Origin of the sequence: Streptomyces sp. NPDC059080, assembly GCF_042739975.1 — a bacterium.
In the GTDB taxonomy this organism is placed as follows: domain Bacteria; phylum Actinomycetota; class Actinomycetes; order Streptomycetales; family Streptomycetaceae; genus Streptomyces; species Streptomyces benahoarensis.
In genome coordinates, this window is record NZ_JBHYGX010000018.1 from 1 (window position 1) to 19082 (window position 19082).

Annotated in this window: 12 protein-coding genes, 2 tRNA genes and 1 pseudogene; 3 read left to right on the plus strand and 12 right to left on the minus strand. The window is 73.4% G+C overall.

Translation table 11 applies throughout. The annotated features are described in order from the left end of the window. Nucleotides 1–93: 93 nt before the first annotated feature. Entirely contained in the window at nucleotides 94–1962 is a 1869-nt protein-coding gene (lepA, locus tag ACFWWQ_RS16380) for a translation elongation factor 4 (RefSeq protein ID WP_384596557.1), read from the minus strand. A 293-nt stretch (nucleotides 1963–2255) separates the two neighbouring features. Between lepA and rpsT the strand changes: the two genes are divergently transcribed. Continuing rightward, a complete protein-coding gene (rpsT, locus tag ACFWWQ_RS16385; RefSeq protein ID WP_384596561.1) occupies nucleotides 2256–2522 on the plus strand; it encodes a 30S ribosomal protein S20 in 267 nt (88 codons plus the stop codon). 405 nt (nucleotides 2523–2927) lie between these two features. Here rpsT and holA read toward each other — a convergent pair whose 3' ends face one another. Beyond that, nucleotides 2928–3911 carry a DNA polymerase III subunit delta gene (holA, locus tag ACFWWQ_RS16390; protein WP_384596565.1) on the minus strand — a complete coding sequence of 328 codons (984 nt, stop codon included), beginning with the start codon at nucleotides 3909–3911 and terminating at the stop codon, nucleotides 2928–2930. 80 nt (nucleotides 3912–3991) lie between these two features. Here holA and ACFWWQ_RS16395 point away from each other — a divergent pair, with 80 nt between their 5' ends. Next, complete coding sequence (locus ACFWWQ_RS16395) at nucleotides 3992–4237, plus strand: hypothetical protein (RefSeq protein ID WP_384596741.1); 246 nt, start codon at nucleotides 3992–3994, stop codon at nucleotides 4235–4237. A 186-nt stretch (nucleotides 4238–4423) separates the two neighbouring features. Here the strand turns inward: ACFWWQ_RS16395 and ACFWWQ_RS16400 are convergent. From ACFWWQ_RS16400 to ACFWWQ_RS16430, 7 genes and pseudogenes are all read right to left on the minus strand, one after another. After that, nucleotides 4424–6961, minus strand: a pseudogene (locus ACFWWQ_RS16400) (ComEC/Rec2 family competence protein); the annotation flags it as partial. A 116-nt stretch (nucleotides 6962–7077) separates the two neighbouring features. Beyond that, nucleotides 7078–7734, minus strand: coding sequence for a helix-hairpin-helix domain-containing protein (locus ACFWWQ_RS16405; RefSeq protein WP_384596568.1), 657 nt, complete (start codon nucleotides 7732–7734; stop codon nucleotides 7078–7080). 1111 nt (nucleotides 7735–8845) lie between these two features. After that, entirely contained in the window at nucleotides 8846–9691 is an 846-nt protein-coding gene (locus ACFWWQ_RS16410; RefSeq protein ID WP_384596571.1) for a DegV family protein, read from the minus strand. Nucleotides 9692–9843: 152 nt separating this feature from the next. After that, a complete protein-coding gene (locus ACFWWQ_RS16415; RefSeq protein WP_384596574.1) occupies nucleotides 9844–10605 on the minus strand; it encodes a hypothetical protein in 762 nt (253 codons plus the stop codon). Between the two features lie 153 nt (nucleotides 10606–10758). After that, the gene (gene leuS, locus ACFWWQ_RS16420) at nucleotides 10759–13659 is read right to left on the minus strand and encodes a leucine--tRNA ligase (RefSeq protein WP_384596577.1); all 2901 of its coding nucleotides are present in this window, start codon (nucleotides 13657–13659) and stop codon (nucleotides 10759–10761) included. A 455-nt stretch (nucleotides 13660–14114) separates the two neighbouring features. Next, nucleotides 14115–16073 (minus strand): protease pro-enzyme activation domain-containing protein, encoded by a 1959-nt coding sequence (locus ACFWWQ_RS16425; protein WP_384596580.1) that lies wholly within the window; start codon nucleotides 16071–16073, stop codon nucleotides 14115–14117. Nucleotides 16074–16620: 547 nt separating this feature from the next. Further along, nucleotides 16621–16693 (minus strand) — tRNA-Ala (locus tag ACFWWQ_RS16430). Nucleotides 16694–16844: 151 nt separating this feature from the next. Between ACFWWQ_RS16430 and ACFWWQ_RS16435 the strand changes: the two genes are divergently transcribed. Beyond that, nucleotides 16845–18152 (plus strand): glycosyltransferase 87 family protein, encoded by a 1308-nt coding sequence (locus tag ACFWWQ_RS16435; RefSeq protein WP_384596583.1) that lies wholly within the window; start codon nucleotides 16845–16847, stop codon nucleotides 18150–18152. A gap of 124 nt (nucleotides 18153–18276) precedes the next feature. Here the strand turns inward: ACFWWQ_RS16435 and ACFWWQ_RS16440 are convergent, their stop codons facing one another. From ACFWWQ_RS16440 to ACFWWQ_RS16450, 3 genes are all read right to left on the minus strand, one after another. Then, nucleotides 18277–18510: a hypothetical protein gene (locus tag ACFWWQ_RS16440; RefSeq protein ID WP_384596586.1), complete on the minus strand. Its 234-nt coding sequence runs from the start codon at nucleotides 18508–18510 to the stop codon at nucleotides 18277–18279. Nucleotides 18511–18513: 3 nt separating this feature from the next. After that, nucleotides 18514–18723, minus strand: a complete 210-nt coding sequence (locus ACFWWQ_RS16445) for a hypothetical protein (RefSeq protein ID WP_384596589.1) — start codon at nucleotides 18721–18723, stop codon at nucleotides 18514–18516. A gap of 233 nt (nucleotides 18724–18956) precedes the next feature. Further along, nucleotides 18957–19029: transfer RNA gene (locus tag ACFWWQ_RS16450), tRNA-Ala, on the minus strand. Nucleotides 19030–19082: the final 53 nt, after the last annotated feature.

A 19082-nucleotide genomic window follows, 5' to 3' on the forward strand; every position in this document is an offset into this window, starting at 1 on the left:
GGCGCCGACCTCGCGAGGTCGGCGCCCTTCCGCGTACACGCCCGCTCCGCCGTGCCGGGAGGGCGGGCCGCGGCCGCTGCTTCTTCTTGTCGCCTACTTCTTCTTGTCGCCGTCGGAGTCCGAGGAGAGCACCGCGATGAATGCCTCCTGCGGCACCTCCACGCTACCGACCATCTTCATCCGCTTCTTGCCTTCCTTCTGCTTCTCCAGCAGCTTCCGCTTACGGGAGATGTCACCGCCGTAGCACTTGGCGAGGACGTCCTTGCGGATGGCGCGGACCGTCTCACGGGCGATGACGCGGCTGCCGATCGCCGCCTGGATCGGCACCTCGAAGCCCTGCCGCGGAATCAGCTCACGCAGCTTGCCAACGAGCCGGACGCCGTACGCGTACGCCTTGTCCTTGTGGCAGATCGCGGAGAACGCGTCGACCTTGTCGCCGTGCAGCAGGATGTCGACCTTGACGAGGTCGGCGACCTGCTCGCCGGTGGGCTCGTAGTCCAGCGAGGCGTAGCCGCGGGTCTTGGACTTGAGCTGGTCGAAGAAGTCGAAGACGACCTCGGCGAGCGGGAGGGTGTAGCGGATCTCGACGCGGTCCTCGGAGAGGTAGTCCATGCCGAGCAGGGTGCCGCGCCGGGTCTGGCACAGCTCCATGATCGCGCCGATGAATTCGCTCGGCGCGAGGACGGTGGCCCGCACGACCGGCTCGTGCACCTTGTCGATCTTGCCCGTGGGGAACTCGCTGGGGTTGGTCACCTCGTGCTGGGCGCCGTCCTCCATCTCCACCTGGTAGACGACGTTGGGCGCGGTGGCGATCAGTTCGAGGCCGAACTCGCGCTCCAGGCGCTCGCGGACGACCTCCAGGTGCAGCAGCCCCAGGAAGCCGACGCGGAAGCCGAAGCCGAGCGCCGCGGAGGTCTCCGGCTCGTAGACCAGCGCCGCGTCGTTGAGCTGGAGCTTGTCCAGCGCCTCCCGCAGCTCCGGGTAGTCCGAGCCGTCCAGCGGGTACAGCCCGGAGAACACCATCGGCTTGGGGTCCTTGTAACCGCCCAGCGCCTCGGTCGCCCCGTTGTTGAGCTGGGTGATCGTGTCGCCGACCTTGGACTGCCGGACGTCCTTCACCCCGGTGATCAGATAGCCCACCTCGCCCACGGACAGACCGTCGGCGGCCGTCATCTCGGGCGAGTTGGTGCCGATCTCCAGCAGCTCGTGGGCGGCGCCGGTGGACATCATCCGGATCCGCTCGCGCTTGCGGAGGGTGCCGTCGACGACCTTCACGTACGTCACGACGCCGCGGTAGGCGTCGTAGACCGAGTCGAAGATCATCGCGCGGGCGGGGGCGTCCTTGACGCCGACCGGCGCCGGGACCTCGCGGACCACCTTGTTCAGCAGCTCGGGCACGCCGACGCCGGTCTTGGCGGAGACCCGCAGCACGTCCTCCGGCTCGCAGCCGACGAGGTTCGCCAGCTCCGCCGCGAACTTCTCGGGCTGCGCGGCGGGCAGGTCGATCTTGTTGAGGACGGGGATGATCGTGAGGTCGTTCTCCATCGCCAGGTAGAGGTTGGCGAGGGTCTGCGCCTCGATCCCCTGGGCGGCGTCGACGAGGAGAACGCAGCCCTCGCACGCGGCGAGCGAGCGGGAGACCTCGTAGGTGAAGTCGACGTGACCGGGGGTGTCGATCATGTTGAGGATGTGGGGCGTACCGCTCCGCTCCTCACCCTCGGAGGGCGACCAGGGCAGCCGCACCGCCTGGGACTTGATCGTGATGCCGCGCTCGCGCTCGATGTCCATGCGGTCGAGGTACTGCGCGCGCATCTGCCGCTGGTCGACGACACCGGTGATCTGGAGCATCCGGTCGGCGAGCGTCGACTTGCCGTGGTCGATGTGCGCGATGATGCAGAAGTTACGGAGGAGGGCCGGATCGGTACGGCTCGGCTCCGGCACGTTCGTAGAGGTCGCGGGCACGCAGGGTCCATTCAGGCGGGTAGGCGGAACGGGGTGCGTCCGGCGGACCCGCCATGATCCGCAAGACCACCCTCGGGTGTGACGTCCTCCCCATGGTCCCATGAGCGGCGCCGCCGGCCCGTTCCGGGCGCTCCCACGGCTGCTCCGGGTACCTCCCGACGGCGGTGCGTACGGACGGAAACGGCCCGGATTGGGTGGCCGAGGAGGCGGCTGGTAATCTGGTCCACTGCGCTTCGTGCCCTCTCAGTACGCGGCGCAACTCGAAACTCCAACGAACCTGAAAAGGCTCTTTCGTGGCGAACATCAAGTCCCAGATGAAGCGGATCAAGACCAACGAGAAGGCTCGTCAGCGCAACAAGGCTGTCAAGTCCACCGTGAAGACCGCGATCCGTCGCACCCGCGAGGCCGTGGAGGCCGGTGACCTGCAGAAGGCCACCACCGCCCAGGCCGAGGCTGCCAAGAAGCTCGACAAGGCCGTCAGCAAGGGTGTCATCCACAAGAACGCCGCCGCCAACAAGAAGTCGGCGCTGGCGAAGAAGGTCGCCGGCCTCAAGGGCTGAACGACCTCCGTCGGACGGTCCGCCGTCCGGCACCCGCACCACCCCGCCGTCGGGGACCCAGCGGCCCCTCTCTCCGCTCCTCGCACGGTGCACCACCGCGCCGCACACGGCCTGCGTTCGCCACGCGGGTGCGGCGCATCCCGGCCCACCCGGCCGTTCGCCGGGCAGACCGACACATGACACATACGGAAAGCCCCGTTTTTGCCCTTCCCCAGGGCTGGCGGGGCTTTCTGCCGTGCAGGGTCCGGGGCGCGGGCCGTACGGGGGCACGCTCGGGGGCGGTGTGCGGGCCTGAGGTGTGGGGCACGGCCATCCGGGAGCGTGCGTGGGCCCGGGGCCCGGGGCTCAGGGGCCGGACCGGCGGGATCGCCGGGAGGCGGGCCGACCGGCCCCGAGCGCGTCGGTTCAGCGGGAGCGGGCCGCGCGGGCGACGGCCACCACGGCCTTCTCCAGGGCGTATTCGGGGTCGTCTCCGCCGCCCTTGACACCCGCGTCGGCGGCGGCCACCGCGCGCAGCGCCGTCGCCACGCCGTCCGCCGACCAGCCGCGCATCTGCTGCCGTACGCGGTCGATCTTCCACGGCGGCATGCCCAGATCGCGGGCGAGATCGCCGGGACGGGCGCCGCGCGGGGCGGAAGCCAGCTTGCCGATGGCGCGGACGCCCTGGGCCAGCGCGCTGGTGATCATGACGGGGGCGACGCCGGTCGCGATCGACCAGCGCAGCGCCTCCAGCGCCTCGGCCGCCCGGCCCTCGACGGCGCGGTCGGCGACGGTGAAGCTCGACGCCTCGGCGCGCCCGGTGTAGTACCGCGCGACGACCGCCTCGTCGATCGCGCCCTCGATATCGGCGGCCAGCTGCGAACAGGCCGACGCCAGCTCCCGCAGGTCACTGCCGAGCGCGTCGACCAGCGCCTGGCAGGCTTCGGGCGTCGCGGAGCGCCCCGCCGCCCGGAACTCGCCCCGCACGAACGACAGCCGGTCGGCTGGCTTCGTCATCTTCGCGCACGCCACCTCGCGCGCGCCCGCCTTCCGGGCGGCGTCCAGCAGGCCCTTGCCCTTGGCCCCGCCCGCGTGCAGCAGCACGAGCGTGATCTCCTCGGCGGGCGACGCGAGATACCCCTTCACGTCCTTGACCGAATCCGCCGACAGATCCTGGGAGTTGCGCACCGCCACGACCTTGCGCTCCGCGAAGAGCGACGGGCTGGTCAGCTCGGCGAGCGTGCCGGGCTGGAGCTGTTCGGGGGTGAGGTCCCGCACATCGGTGTCCGCGTCGGCGGCGCGGGCAGCCGCCACCACCTGCTGCACCGCGCGGTCCAGCAGCAGGTCCTCCTGGCCCACCGCGAGCGTCACGGGGGCGAGCGGATCGTCGTTTGCACTCTTCCTGGCCATCGCGTTCCAGCATCCCACGCCCCACCGACAACGCCGCCCCGCGCACCCGGCGCACCCGCCCGCTGACCGACAATGGCCGGGTGAGCGATGCACGACACGTACTGGTACTGCCCGACCGCGACGCCGCCGAGGAGGTGGCCGAGGCCCTGGCCGAACGCTTCGGCATCCCCGAGGAACCCCACCTCGTACGGGACGCCCTGGCCGGAGAGGACGACGCCGAGGACGCACAGTGGCTGGTGGTCGTCGAGGACCCGGACGGCCGCTACGACGCACCACAGCTGGACGCCCTCGCCGCCGAATATGAGGGGTGGCGCGAGGGGGAGTAGGGGGCGGGGACGCCCAAGGCGCACCAGACGGTTACGGAACGGGCGGGCAGCACGAGGCCGGCGGAAGCCACGATCCGTGCGGAGACAGCGGGTCGTATGACGGCGACGGGCCACGCGAAGGCGGCGGGGCGCGCGGAGGCGGCGGGGCGCGCGGAGGCCACGGGCCGCCCGTCCGCGGCCCCCTGTGGTCACCGACAGGCGGTTGTGGGTACCCAGCACAGCCAACGCGCCCCCGGTATCGGTACGCAGAACCACGGCTCCCCCACGCCGCAACGCATCGACTGTCCGCGGCGCCGGATGACCGTACGGGTTGTCCGCGCCCACCGAGATGAGCGCGAGCCGGGGTGCCAGGCGTTGGAGCAGCGTCGGGTCCTGGTGGGCGGAGCCGTGGTGGGCGACCTTGAGGACGTCCACGGTGGTCAGCTCCGGGTGTGCTGCCAACAGGGCCTGTTGGGCGGGTGGTTCGAGGTCGCCGAGGAGCATCAGGGTCACGTCGCCGCTGCGGACGAGCAGGGTCACGCTGGCGTCGTTCGGTCCCGTCGCGTCGCCCGTGCCGTCCGCGGGCGGCCACAGGACCTCCCAGCTCAGCTGCCCCAGGCGACGCCGCTCTCCCGGCACCGCGGGGGCCACCGGAACGCCCGCCTCCGCCGCCGTGCGCCGTACGAACTCCGCCTGTCCGGGCGGTTCCCGGAGCGTGGTCGTCTCAATCAGACCGACCGATCGGCCGCGCAGCACTCCGGGCAGTCCGTCGACGTGATCGGCGTGAAAATGGCTCAGCAGCACCACGGGCACGCTCCGCACCCCCAGGGCCGTCAGGCAGCGGTCCATCGCGCGGGGCTCGGGGCCCGCGTCCACCACCAGCGCCGTGCCGTCACCGGCCGCCAGGACCAGGCCGTCGCCCTGCCCGACATCGCAGGCCACCGCCCGCCACCCCGGCGGCGGCCAGCCCGTCAGCACCCGGGTCAGCGGTGCCGGTCGCCACACCACCAGGACCAGCGCCAGCGCACACAGGGCGCACAGCCACCGGCGGCGCAGCATCCGCCGCCCGAGCGGCACCAGGACGACCGTGACGGCGGCGAGCGCGAGCCCGCCCGCCCAGCCGCCCGGCCAGCCGAACTCCGCCCCCGGCAGCGCCGCCCCGGTACGCGCCACCCAGGCGATCCAGCTGACGGGCCATCCCGCGCACCACGCCAACGCCCGGGCGACGGGCGGGAGTACGGGCGCCACGGCGAGGGCCGCGTACCCGAGGACGGTCGCCGGGGCGACGGCCAGCTCCGCCAGGAGGTTGCAGGGCACCGCCAGCAGGCCGACCCGTGCAGCGAGGACCGCGACGACCGGGGCACAGACCGCTTGGGCGGCAGCAGCGGCGGCGATCACCTCGGCGAGGCGCGGCGGCACCCGGCGCCTGCGGAGGGCCGCGCTCCAGCGGGGTGCGAGCAGCAGGAGCGCGCCGGTGGCCAGGACCGACAGCAGGAACCCGTAACTACGGGCCAGCCACGGGTCGTAGAGCACCAGCAGCAGAACCGCCGCGCCCAGGGCGGGCAGCAGGGAACGGCGCCGCCCCGTACCGATCGCCACCAGGGTGATCAGGCCGCAGGCCGCGGCCCGCAGCACGCTGGGGTCCGGTCGGCACACGACGACGAAGGCGAGCGCGAGACCGCCCCCGGTGAGGGCGGTGGCCCGCAGCGAAAGCCCCAGGCGCGGGGCGAGGCCGCGGCGTTCGGCGCGGGAGGCGAGGTGCGGCGGGCCGATCAGCAGTGCCAGCACGATGGTGAGATTGCTGCCGGAGACGGCGAGCAGATGCGTGAGGTCGGTGGCCCGGAACGCGTCGTCGAGGTCGGGCGGCACCCGTGACGTATCCCCGACCACCAGTCCGGGCAACAGCGCGCGGGCGTCGGGCGACAGTCCGTCGGAGACATCGCGGAGCCCGGCCCGCAGGCCGCCGGCCAGGCGCTGGAGCCCGGACGGTGCGCCGGTGACCTGCGGCGGGCCGTCGGCGGAGACCCGGAGGACAGCGGCGATCCGGTCGTCGGGCGGCATCGGCGGGGCGGCGCGGACCGGCACCCGGACGCGGGTGGTCGGCAGCAGCACCCGCCACCGGTCGAGGACACCCGCGCTCCCGGAATCCGCCGCCCCGGCTTGCTCCGGGGAGTCCGGGTGCACGTCCCGGGGTCTCGCCGCTCCGGGCCCCGGGTCCGTGACCTGGGGGTTCGCGTCGGCCTTCGGGTGATCCGTATCGCCGCCACGGCTCGCCACGACGACGAGGGCGGGCGTCCGGAGCGCGGTCACCGCACCATCCGGAGCGGTAAGGCGCACCACATCGGCGGTGAACACCAGGGACGGCGGCAACCGGTGCGATCCGCGGACCTTCGGGCGGACCGTCCGGGGGTCGCCGGTCACCTCCACCTCGACGGTGAGGTGGGTATGGCGCGCGGCCCAGGAGGGCAGCGGCCCGCGCCGGGCGTCCGCCGCGTGCAGCGCCGCGCCGGCCGCGCCCGCCGCCCCGCAGAGCAGCACCGCCGCCAGAGCTACCAGCGCCCCGGCGGACCGCACGTACGCCCCACCGGTGCGCGGGCCGTCCGCCGTCTCCGGGCCCTCCGCCCGGCGTCGCCTCACCGCCGCCCACAGAGCCGGTACGGCGAGGGCGACCGCGAGGGCGCAGCCCGTCGCCACCACGCCCGCCGGGGCACCCAGGGCGAGCACGGCCGCGCCCCACGCCGCCATCGCCGGGGCGACCAGGCGCAGGTCGGCCGGGCCCTCCTGGTGCGGGCCCTCCTGGCGCGGGTCCGCGGTTCCGTGCGGGGAGGCCGCCGCGGTGTGCACGGTCGTGTGTCCGGTGCTCATGGCTGCACCAGGGGCCGCAGGTCGGCGAACTTGCGGTCGCCGATGCCGGTCACCTCGCGCAACTGGTTCACCGAGGTGAACCCGCCGTGCCGGGTGCGGAATTCGACGATGTGCTGCGCCAGTACGGGCCCGACGCCGGGCAGGGTGTCGAGCTGCTGAACGGTCGCCGAATTGAGGCTGACCGGCTGTCCGGGCCCGGCGGCGCCCGGCCCGCCGAGCCCTCCCGAGGCGCCGGACGAGTCCGCGCCGGGCGGCCCGTTCGCACCGCCGCCCGGGTCCGGCGCGCTGCCCGCCCTGCCGACGACGATCTGCTCACCGTCGACCAGCAACCGGGCGCGGTTCAGCCCCTGGGTGTTCGCCCCGCGCAGCACCCCACCGGCCGCGGCGAGCGCGTCCATCACCCGCGCCCCCACCGGTAACCGGCGCACCCCGGGGTGCTCGACCTTGCCCACCACGTCGACCACCATCTGACGGCCCGCGCCGCCGCCCGCCGTCGCACCGGGCGCGGGAGCGGCACCCGACGGCCCCTGCCGCTGCGAGGCACCGGGCCCCGGCACCGCCCGCTCCGCCACCGGGGCCCGCACCGCCTCCGGCGCACCGGACCAGAAGTGCAGCACCGCGAGCACGAGCGCCACCACCAACACCACCCCCACCGCGGCCAACGTTTTCGGCTCCGCCCCACACCGCACCTGCACCCACACGGGCAACCGCTCCCCCACGGCAAGCCGCATGCGCGCCCGACGGGTGAGGGCGGGGGGACAGAGGCTGTTGTGTGGGGCGGGGGTGGCGCCGGGTTTGCGGCTGGGGTTGGGGGTCGCCCTGTCGTCGGCGCCGGGGCTCGCCCCGTGGTGAGGGCTGGAGTTCGTCTTCTGGCTCGGGACGGGGCCGGGGCCGGAGTCGGGGGACGCCTTACGGGACCGGTCCGCCTCATGGCCCGGGGCAGGAGCAGGCCAGGAGCTCGACCGGTGGCGGGAGCCGGTGCTCGCCCTGTGTCCCGGGCCCGGGACAGGGTGGGGGACGAGCGGCGCCTCGCGGGACGGGCCTGCCTCGCGGCCGGGGGCGGAGCCGGGCCTTGCCCCGTATTCGGAGCCACCACCAGGCCCGGTCCCCGTCCTGTCCCGCACCCCCAAGGCGGAACCGGCCCCGGAACCACGGCTCGCCATCCGGCCTGCCCCGACACTCACCGCACGCCCCAGCCCAGGCGCAGAGCTCTCCCCGCGACGTCCCGGCTCGCGGGCAAGGCCCTCCCCACGCCCCGCGGCCTCGGGCCCAGGGCTCCCCTCACTCCCTGCCCCCGGCGCGGGATTCCCCTTCCGCCCCGGCCCGGAGGCGGGTCCTCGGCCCCGCACCCCCTCACGTACGCCACCCCCGACACCGTGCCCCCGCTCCCCTGACGGCGCCTCCGCCGCATCGAAGAGGGCGGCCGCCCGCGCCCGCACCGCCGCCGACACCGTGGCGCGGCGCGCGGCCCGCCGCCCCGCGCGACCGCCACTCCGCACCGGGTGCGGGACGAGGCCGACGGCTGAGGCCGCCCGGGGGCCGGCCTCCTCACCGGGACGCGATACCCCACCAACCGAATGTGACTCTCTGCTCATGCCGACCGACGGTAGGTCGCCCCCGCCCGCCGCGCTGAGCGGCCTCATATCCGGTGGATAACCAGCCGCTTGTGGATAACCACGCCACCCGCAGGGGTGGCGACCTCCCGGCCCGCCTACCCGGCGTGCCCGAGAGCCCCGCCCCCAGCACTACCGCAGAACGACACCGCTACCGCGGCGCGACCACGGCCCCCAGCAACCCCGGACCGGTATGCGCACCGATCACCGCACCGACCTCGCTGACATGGAGCTCACGCAGACCCGGCACGCGTGCGCGCAGGCGGGCGGCGAGGGCATCGGCGCGCTCCGCGGCGGCGAGGTGGTGCACGGCGATGTCGACCTCCGCCTCCCCCGCCCGCTCCGCGGCGATCTCCTCCAGCCGTGCGATGGCCTTGGACGCCGTACGGACCTTTTCGAGGAGTTCGATGCGGCCGTCGGCCAGTTGCAGGAGGGGCTTGACGGCGAGTGCGGAACCGAGCAGTGCCTGAGCGGCGCCGATCCGGCCGCCGCGGCGCAGGTAGTCGAGGGTGTCGACGTAGAAGTAGGCGGAGGTCGCGGCGGCGCGGCGCTCGGCAGCAGCGACCGCGGCGTCGGCGTCGCCCCCCGCCTCGGCGGTCTCGGCCGCCGCCAGGGCGCAGAAGCCGAGGGCCATCGCGACCATGCCGGTGTCCACGACCCTTACGGGGACCGGCGAGTGCCGCGCGGCCAGTACCGCGGCGTCGTAGGTGCCGGAGAACTCGGAGGAGAGGTGCAGCGAGACGATGTCGGTGGCGCCGGATGCGGCGACCTTGCGGTAGGTGTCGGCGAAGGTCGTCGGGGCGGGGCGCGAGGTGGTCACCGGCCGCCGCTTCTGCAGTGCCTGGGCGACGGATCTCGCGGAGATCTCGGTGCCCTCCTCCAGGGCCTGGTCCCCCAGGACGACGGTCAGCGGGACGGCCGTGATGCGGTGGCGCTGCAGTGCCACCGGCGGCAGGTAGGCCGTGGAATCGGTGACGATGGCGACATGGCGGGACATGAAGGGGAGGTTATCGGGGGAAGAGCGGCGGCCGACACTGTGGGGCCTCCCCGCACGCAGCCACGCCGCTCCCTCCCGCTTGGACCACCCGGACCGGCCCCGGGCACGCGCCCCCGCACAGCACCGCACCCCGCACCGTCAGCCCCCTGTGCTCAGTTGGCCCGCCCGGCCCGCTGCGCCTTCTGCCAGGAAGGCGACTTCTGCCAGGAGTATGAGGAACGGCCGCGCGGATCCGGGGCCGATATCGCCTGCGGCTGCTCCGCCCCCGGCCCCGAGGCGGCGGGCGGCCGGGCGCCCGGCCCGGCACCGGCAGGCCGGTCCGAGCCCTCGGAGGAACCGTTCTCCGTCACGCCTTCCGTATCGTCCGAGGCACGGGTCCAGTGCCGCAGCGCGCCCGACTCGACGTCGATCTGATCGCTCAGCGCCGCCAGGTCGTCGTCGGCGAACTTCCGCTGCCGGTCGCGCGCGGCCCAGCGCAGCGACTCCGCGGAGCGGGTGATGCGCTCCAGGCGCTTCCGCAGCTCCGGCAGCCGGGCGGCCGTGGTGGCGCGGTCGGGCTCGCGCTCCAGACGCCTGAGTTCGTCGTCGAGTGCGTGGCCGTGGGCGCTGAGGCGGTCGAACAGGCCGAGCGCCTCGCTCAGGGAAACGTCGTCGGCCGCGCCGCTGCGCAGCGCCTCCTGGGTCGCCCGCATCGACGTACGCAGGGACAACCGCAGCTGGGCCAGCTCGCCCGGGACGCCCGGCTTGGCCAGCTGCCGCGCCCGTAGGCCGGTGTCCTCGACCGTCCGCCGGGCCTGGGCGACGGTGCGGTCCACGCCGCGCTTGGTCAGCTGGACCGCCTTGACGGTGACGAAGACCCCGGCGACGACGAACAGCAGGAAGAGCAGCCCCAGGACGGCGATGGCGGCTTCCATGGGCTCTCCCGGAAAGGTCACGGCGCCGGCCGGTCGCCCGCGCCCGTTCTCTCCACCGTAAACGGCTCGGGCAGGTTGCGGGCCCCGACGGAACCCCCAACCTGCCCGTAGGGGAAACCCCCTACAACCGCGGCCGTAACCGGCCGCGCCGCATCATGCCGGGACGATGTTGACCAGCTTCGGCGCGCGGACGATCACCTTGCGGACACCGGCGCCGCCCAGCGCCGCTACCACCGCGGGCTCGGCCAGCGCCGCCGCCTCCAGGTCCGCGTCGGAGATCGTCGGGGCGACCTCCAGACGGGCCTTGACCTTGCCCTTCAGCTGAACGACGCAGGTCACCGCCTCATCGACGACGTACGCCGGGTCGGCCACCGGGAAGTCGGCGTGCACCACCGAGTCGGTGTGGCCCAGCTTGCGCCACAGCTCCTCGGCGATGTGCGGCGCCAGCGGCGCGATCAGCAGCACCAGGCGCTCCGCGACGGTGCGCGGAACAGGGCCCGCCGCCTTGGTCAGGTGGTTGTTCAGCTCCGTGACCTTGGCGATGGCGGTGTTGAACCGCAGGTTCGCCAGGTCCTGGGTGACGCCGTCGATCGCCTTGTGCAGGGCCCGCAGCGTCGCCTCGTCCGGCTCCGCGTCGACGACGGTGACCTCACCGGTCGACTCGTCGACGACATTGCGCCACAGGCGCTGCAGCAGGCGGTACTGGCCGACGACGGCCCGGGTGTCCCAGGGGCGGGACACGTCCAGCGGGCCCATCGCCATCTCGTACAGGCGCAGCGTGTCGGCGCCGTACTCCGCGCAGATCTCGTCCGGCGTGACGGCGTTCTTCAGGGACTTGCCCATCTTGCCCAGGACGCGGCTGACCTTCTCGCCCTGGTAGAAGTACCCGCCGTCGCGCTCCTCGACCTCCACCGCCGGGACGGCGATGCCGCGGCGGTCCCGGTAGACGAACGCTTGGATCATGCCCTGGTTGTACAGCTTGTGGAACGGCTCGGAGGATGAGACGTGCCCCAGGTCGTGCAGGACCTTCGACCAGAAACGGGCGTACAGCAGGTGCAGGACGGCGTGCTCGGCGCCGCCCACGTACAGGTCGACGCCCCCGTGGGGCTGCGCCTCGCGCGGGCCCATCCAGTACTGCTCGATGCCCGGGTCGACCATCGCGCTGTCGTTGTGCGGGTCCAGGTAGCGCATCTCGTACCAGCACGAACCGGCCCAGTTGGGCATGGTGTTGGTCTCGCGGCGGTAGCGCCGCACGCCGCGGCCGTCGCCCAGGTCCAGCTCGACGTCGACCCAGTCCTCGTTGCGGGAGAGCGGGGTCTCCGGGGAGGTGTCCGCGTCGTCCGGGTCGAAGGTGCGCGGGGAGTAGTCCTCGACCTCCGGCAGCTCCAGGGGCAGCATCGAGGTGGGCAGCGCGTGCGCGACGCCGTCCTCGTCGTAGACGATCGGGAACGGCTCGCCCCAGTAGCGCTGGCGGCTGAACAGCCAGTCGCGCAGCCGGAAGTTGACGGTGCCCTCGCCGATGCCCTCGGCGGCCAGCCACTCGGTGATCTTCGCCTTGGCCTCGGTGACGCCCAGGCCGTCCAGGCTGATCGTGTCGTCCGAGGAGTTGACCAGCTTCGCCTCGTACGAGGAGAACGCGTCGTCCCAGGTGGACGGGTCGGTACCGCGGTCGTCGGAGGGCTGGACGACGCAGCGCATCGGCAGCTCGAAGGCGCGCGCGAAGGCGAAGTCACGGCTGTCGTGCGCCGGGACCGCCATGATCGCGCCGGTGCCGTAGCCCATCAGCACGTAGTCGGCGATGAAGACCGGGGCCTGCTCGCCGCTGACCGGGTTGGTGGCGTAGATGCCGGTGAAGACGCCGGTCTTGTCCTTGGCCTCGGACTGCCGCTCGACTTCCGACTTGGCGGCGGCCTGCTTGCGGTACGCCGCGACGGCCTCGGCCGGGGTGGCGTGGCCGCCGGTCCAGACCTCGTGGGTGCCCTCGGGCCAGGCGTCCGGCACCAGGGAGCCGTCGGCGATCAGCTCGTGCTCCGGGGCCAGCACCATGTACGTCGCGCCGAACAGGGTGTCCTGGCGGGTGGTGAAGACCGTGATCGTGCGCCCCCCGGCGGGGAAGTCGACCCGGGCGCCCTCGGAGCGGCCGATCCAGTTGCGCTGCTGCAGCTTGATCGCCTCGGGCCAGTCCAGGCCGTCCAGGTCGTTCAGCAGGCGGTCCGCGTAGGCGGTGATCCGCATGTTCCACTGGCGCAGCTTGGACTTGAAGACCGGGTAGTTGCCGCGCTCGGAGCGGCCCTCGGCGGTGACCTCCTCGTTGGCCAGGACGGTGCCCAGGCCGGGGCACCAGTTGACCGGCGCGTCCGAGGCGTACGCCAGGCGGTACTCGCCCAGGACACCGGCGCGCTCGGCGGCGGACAGCTCGCCCCAGGGGCGGCCGTCGGGGGTGGGCCGGGTGCCGGCCTCGAACTGCGCGACCAGGGTGTCGATGGGGCGCGCCTTGTCGGCCTCCGGGTCGTACCAGGAGTGGAAGATCTGCAGGAAGATCCACTGGGTCCACTTGTAGTACGCCGGGTCGATCGTCTCGATCGAGCGGCGCTGGTCGTGGCCCAGGCCCAGACGGCGCAGCTGGCGCCGCATGTTGACGATGTTGGCCTCGGTGGAGACCCGCGGGTGGGTGCCGGTCTGCACGGCGTACTGCTCGGCGGGCAGGCCGAAGGCGTCGAAGCCCAGGGTGTGCAGGACGTTGTGGCCCGTCATGCGCTGGTGGCGGGCGTAGACGTCGGTGGCGATGAAGCCCAGCGGGTGGCCGACGTGCAGGCCCGCGCCCGAGGGGTACGGGAACATGTCCATGATGAACTTCTTGGGGCGGGCAACCACAGCGGCGTCCCCGGCCAGGTCACCGCTCGGGTTGGGCGCCTCGTAGGTGCCCGCCGCCTCCCAGAAGTCCTGCCAGCGTGCCTCGATGTCCGCGGCCAGCGCGGCGGTGTAACGGTGCGGGGCCGCCTCGGGTGCGGCGCCCGCGCCCTCACCGGCGGGGGAGGTGGTCGTCTCGCTCATCTCTTCAAGCTCCATCGATCGTCTCTGCCTGCGGCTGCCGCGGACACGGTTGCTGCGGAAACAAAAAGGCCCCTCGCACAGGAGGGGACGCCGCGCCGATGCCGACCCGGACGGCCACCGCGGGTGGCCCGGTCGGTACTGATCAGCGCGGCCCGCTAAGCAGAAGGCGTACGGCACGCATGGCGCCAGGGTACCGCAGGGGGCTCGGGGCCCGCGTCGAGGATTCCCACCCGGCGCGGGCCCCGGCCCGGGGGGGCCCCCCCCCCCAGGGGGGGGGGGCGCGCGGGGGTCCCCGGCTGGGTAAAAATAGTGGAGGGGGGGGGCGGGGGGCGCGCCGGCGGGGGCGGCCCCCGGCCCGCGCGCCCCCGTGGCGAGGAACCCGGCGAGCACCCGGGGGCGGTGGGGGCCCCCGGCCCGCGCGCCCCCTGGATTCAGGGGGCGCGCCGGTCCTGGGATCAGTGGCGGTACGACTCGATGTAGCCGTCCGCCGGGGAGCCGACGCCGGTGACATCGTCGTAGCCGGGGCGGGCGCTCAGAGAGCTGTCCTGGCCCAGGCTGCGCAGCGAGGTCGTGGTGCCCTTGGAGGCGTCGACGCCGTTGACGTAGTCGGTCCGGACGACGGCCAGGCCACGGCCCGCGCCGAGCGGGTGGTCGGTGACGTCGTGGTACGCCGGGGTGCCGTACCGCTGGTAGATGCCGGGGTTGGCGAAGCCGATGGGGATGCCGTGGCGGGCCTGCTGGGCGAGCGCCTGGATACCGGCGATCACGGGCGCGGCGAGCGAGGTGCCGCCAATGCGGTACTCGTCGTAACCCTGCTTGCCACCGGGCAGGGTCTGGGTCTGGCCCACCAGGAAGCCGGTGTTGGGGTCGGCGACCGCGGCGATGTCGGGGACGGTGCGCATCGCTCCGCCGCCGCCCGCCTTCGCGAGCCCGTCAGGGACGATGCCGCGCTGGTAGAAGGGCTGCGCGACGGTCTTGCTGGTGCCGCCGCCGGCGCCACCGCTGAACGCGCCGGGGAAGCCGTCCCAGCCCGCGCCGTCCTTGGACAGCAGCGCCTTACGGGTGCCCCAGCCGGTCTCCCACTGGTACGTGTCGTGCTTGCCGACGGCGAGCGCGGTGCCGCCGACGGCGGTGACCCACGCGGAGTTCGCCGGGGTGTCGACCTGCTTGGTGCCGGTGTTGTCGACCTCGTCGCCGTTGTCACCGGACGAGAAGTAGAAGCCGATGCCCTCGACGGCGCCCTGCTGGAAGACCTGGTCATAGGCGGCGGCCACGTCCGGGGTCTCGTTGGCCTCGATGTCGCCCCAGGAGTTGGAGACGATGTCGGCGAGGCGGCCGTCGACGACCCGGCCGAGGGTGTCGAGGAGGTCGTCGTCCATGCAGGAGGCGGCCCCCGCGTAGACGATGTCGGCGGCGGGCGCGACGGCGTGCACCGCCTCGACGTCGAGCGTCTCCTCGCCGTACCACCCGGAGGCGCCGCACTCCTCGATGTGCGTGTAGTCCTCGGGCAGCACCTGTGAGAGCTGACCCGGGCGGTACCCGGCGTCGCCGTTGCGGGCGGCGTAGTGCCGGGCGTCGGCGGCGATGGTCGGCGAGGCGTAGGCGTCGGTGATCGCGACGGTGACGCCCTTGCCCGTCCACTTCCCCGCCCCGTAGGCGGCGCGCAGCTGCTTGCCGGTGTACCCCTTGACCGCGTACGGCGCCTTGCCCCCGTACGCGCTCGGCAGGCCCTTGGCGGTCCGGGAGCCGTGGTACGTGGAGAACGGCCCGGCGTTACGGAAGACGCCGGGCGGCGGGGGCAGCTCGGTGGAGTGGTGCCGGGCCATCCGGGGCGCGTTGTCCAGGCCGGTGACGGTCAGCACGGCGCCGCCCAGCGAGGCGGGGGCGGAGGCGGTGGCCGAGGGGGCGTGGTAAGTGTGGCCGCCCTTGCGGTAGTTGTGCAGGTCGGTGGCGAAGGCGCGCTCCGCGGCCGAGGCCGGACCGTGGACGGTGAGGTAGCGGCCGCCCGCCTCGGTGACCTTGAGCCCGGCGCCGCGAAGCCAGTCGCTCACGGCGTTCACCTGCTGCCGGGTCGCGCCGTAGCGCGCCTTCACCTGGCCGGGGGTCAGGTACTTCCCGTAGTGGGCGGAGTGCGGGTCGGAGACCGCCTTGGCGTACGCGGCGAGCCCGTCGGCGTCCCGGCCCGCGAGGTAGACGCGGGCGGTGATGCCGGTGTTCTCGGCGGTGGCTCCGCGGTCGGACTGCTGGGTCGCCCAGGCCGGTTTGGTGCCGCGGAGCGCATGCCGTCCACCGTCGTGGCCCGCGGCGTCGGCGGCGGGCGCGCCGAGCGCGAGCGCCCCGGCGATCAGCGGCAGGGCCGCCGCCCACGCCGTCGCGGTACGCGCCCGCCCGGCTCTGCTGCGGCTCGATCTCATGGAACCCCCTGTGGTGACGATGCGGTAGGTGCTGACGGTGGCACCGCGACCGGCTCCGCGACGGCTCGCCGTACGCGCCGCCGTACACCGGCGTCCGGTGCCTCGCGTGCGGCGTGAGACGAGGGAAGGGAGGTGACATGCACGCGATGCGTCACTCTTTCGGTGAAATGTTCACGTCAGGGGCATGGGCACGCCAAGAAGACCCCAAGGAACGACAAGGGCAGGCAAGGAATGGACGGGCAGCGGAAGAGACCGAAGGGGGCCGCGCGCACGCCAAGAACGACCCCAACCGGAGGACACGGGGCGGAATGTGAGTAGACGTCAGGGTACGGCGGGGTGGAGCGGACGCCCGGGAGGCCACCTCGCGCGGCGCGGAACACCGCCCCACCGGCGCCCCGCTCCCCCGGGAACACCCACCGCCGTGCCGTACGCCACACCCGCCACGGAACGCCCGCCCTATGGCGCACCCCACACGCGACGGCCGCGCAGAGAATGGGCGCACAACAAGAGCGGGCCGCCCTTTTCGGACGGCCCGCTCTGATTCCTGTGGAGCTAAGGAGAATTGAACTCCTGACCTCCTGCATGCCATGCAGGCGCTCTACCAACTGAGCTATAGCCCCAGGTCTTCTCCGCTGCGGTCCCCCGCGGCGACATCGACTACATTACACGGCCCTCCCGGGCTTCTGCCAAATCGCTCCTGCTCCGGCCCCCGGAACCGCCCGGGGTACTGTCGGCGGACCGTGCCCGATTCGTCCTGGGGAGCCGTACGCCGTGACCGCGCCGGAGCTGGAACAGTCCACCGAGTCCGGCGGCCGCGCCCCGCTGACGGGGGCGCCGGGACGCCGCGCGGTCCGGTGGGCCGCTCTCGGCTGCCTCGTCTCGTTCGCGGCGTTCTGGACCGCCCAGCGGCTGGCGCACGTGACCATGATCGACCTCATGGTCTACCGCGCGGAGGGCTGGACCGCGCGCACCGGCGCGGACCTCTACGACATGGTCGCCACCTCGGCGCACCTGCCCAACACCTACCCGCCGTTCGCCGCGCTGCTGTTCACCCCGCTGACACTGGTCGGCGTGGGTGCCATGCGCACCCTGGCGACGGCCGGGAACCTGCTGCTGCTGGTGGCCGTCGTTCATCTCTCGCTGCGGCTGGCGGGACGGCCGCACCGGCTGCCGCGTCCGGCCGCGACGCTCGCGCTGTCCGCGCTGCTGGTGTGGTGCGAGCCGGTGTGGACGACCCTGCGCTACGGGCAGATCAACCTGCTGCTCGCGGCGCTCGTGCTGTGGGATCTGACCCGCAGGGACAGCAACCGCTGGGCCGGGATCGGGATCGGTGTCGCGGCGGGGATCAAGCTCACGCCCGCGCTGTTCGCCGTCTTCCTCGCGCTCGCCGGGGCGGTACGGGCCGTCCAGCTGCTGCGCGGCGGCGCCCCGCTGCGTACCGCGCTGCGGGTGCCCTGGCTGCGGCAGGCCGCGGTGGCCACCGTGACGTTCCTCGCCACGGCCGGTCTGTCCGCGCTCGTCCTGCCGCACGATGCGCACCGTTTCTGGACGGAGATCGTCTTCGCCGCGGACCGCGTCGGTGAGGTCGAGATCACCGCGAACCAGTCGCTGCGCGGCGCCCTCGCGCGGCTGCTGCACACCCACGACCCGGGCGGCGCCTGGCTGGTGGGCGCCGCCGTGACGGTCGCGGTGGGACTGGCCCTCGCGGCCGGTGCGCTGCTGCGCGGGGACCGTGCCTGGGCCGCCGTCAGCTGCGCGGTGACGGCCCTGCTGGTCAGCCCGATCTCCTGGTCGCACCACTGGGTGTGGTGCGTACCGGCGCTGATCCTCGTCGGCTCCGAGGCGCTGGCACGCACCGGCGGCGCGGCGCGCCGGTGGAGGGCGGCAACGGGCGTGCTGGCTGCCCTGTTCGTCAGCTTCGCGCTCTGGTGGGTGCCGCACGCCTGGCACCACCACGAGGAACTGCACCAGAGCCCGATCCAGCTGCTGCTCTCCGACGTCTATCCGCTCGCCGGTATCGGGCTGCTGGTGCTGTGCGCGCTGCGGCTGCGACGGGCGGGGTGCGACGCACGGGCGTAGCGCGGGCCGTACCTTCCCGCCTCCGGACGCGGGGTGGCATGGCGTCAGGACGAGTCGGGCATCGGCTCACACGGCGTCAGGCGGGGCCGCGCGTACGGCGATCGGGCGCGCACCGCGGTCGCCCTCAGGCCGTGGCGAAGGAGTAGAAACGCTTCAGCGCGCAGTGTTCGTCGAGGAGTCGTCCGTAGATCGGCTCGCCGTCCAGTTCGCGGTAGGTCTCGATCGGGTCGCCCTTGATGACCAGCGCGCGGGCGCACTCCTCGCACCAGTACTGGAACGCGGAGTTGAGCGGTTCCATGTCACGGACGATCGGCGTACCGCTGCTGCACCAGTCGCATTTCCTGCTGTGGGCTCCCATCGGTCAGCTCCAACTGTGGCCGCAGGACGTACAGACGAAAGAGAGGCCGCCGTTGTCGCCGAGCATCTGCGCCACCCGGGGGGAGCCGCAGGCGGGGCACTGCAACGAGGGGACCGCGCCGTGCGGGGAGGCGGTGTCCGGCAGCCGGTGCGGGCGCGACGGCCCGGCGGCGTCGGGCAGGTCGACGACCTTCCCGGGGATGCTCCTGGGCATCGCGTCCTCTCCTCCCCTGCCGGCCGTCCGATTCTGCCACGGACCGCCGGGCGGGACGGCCTGGCCACGGCGCGGGCCCGGACGCGACGGCCCGCGCACCGAAATCTGCCCGCGCCACCGGCGCCGAACCGTCCGGCGCCCGTACGGCCCGACGACGTCCGGACACAGCAATGATCCCGCCTCGCGCGATCCAGTACGGGACTGGAATCCGTGAGACGGGATCATCCGGGTTGTGGAGCTAAGGAGAATTGAACTCCTGACCTCCTGCATGCCATGCAGGCGCTCTACCAACTGAGCTATAGCCCCGGGTCTTGTTCCGCCCCTCCGGGTTTCCCCCGGCGACGCCGCGAACAAGAAGA

Bases quoted from the DNA above. Each gene is read 5' to 3' on its own strand.
- holA (WP_384596565.1), bottom strand. From the start codon at position 3,911: ATGGCCAGGAAGAGTGCAAACGACGATCCGCTCGCCCCCGTGACGCTC.
- ACFWWQ_RS16440 (WP_384596586.1), bottom strand. From the start codon at position 18,510: ATGGGAGCCCACAGCAGGAAATGCGACTGGTGCAGCAGCGGTACGCCG.
- ACFWWQ_RS16415 (WP_384596574.1), bottom strand. From the start codon at position 10,605: ATGGAAGCCGCCATCGCCGTCCTGGGGCTGCTCTTCCTGCTGTTCGTC.
- ACFWWQ_RS16445 (WP_384596589.1), bottom strand. From the start codon at position 18,723: ATGCCCAGGAGCATCCCCGGGAAGGTCGTCGACCTGCCCGACGCCGCC.
- ACFWWQ_RS16410 (WP_384596571.1), bottom strand. From the start codon at position 9,691: ATGTCCCGCCATGTCGCCATCGTCACCGATTCCACGGCCTACCTGCCG.
- leuS (WP_384596577.1), bottom strand. From the start codon at position 13,659: ATGAGCGAGACGACCACCTCCCCCGCCGGTGAGGGCGCGGGCGCCGCA.
- ACFWWQ_RS16425 (WP_384596580.1), bottom strand. From the start codon at position 16,073: ATGAGATCGAGCCGCAGCAGAGCCGGGCGGGCGCGTACCGCGACGGCG.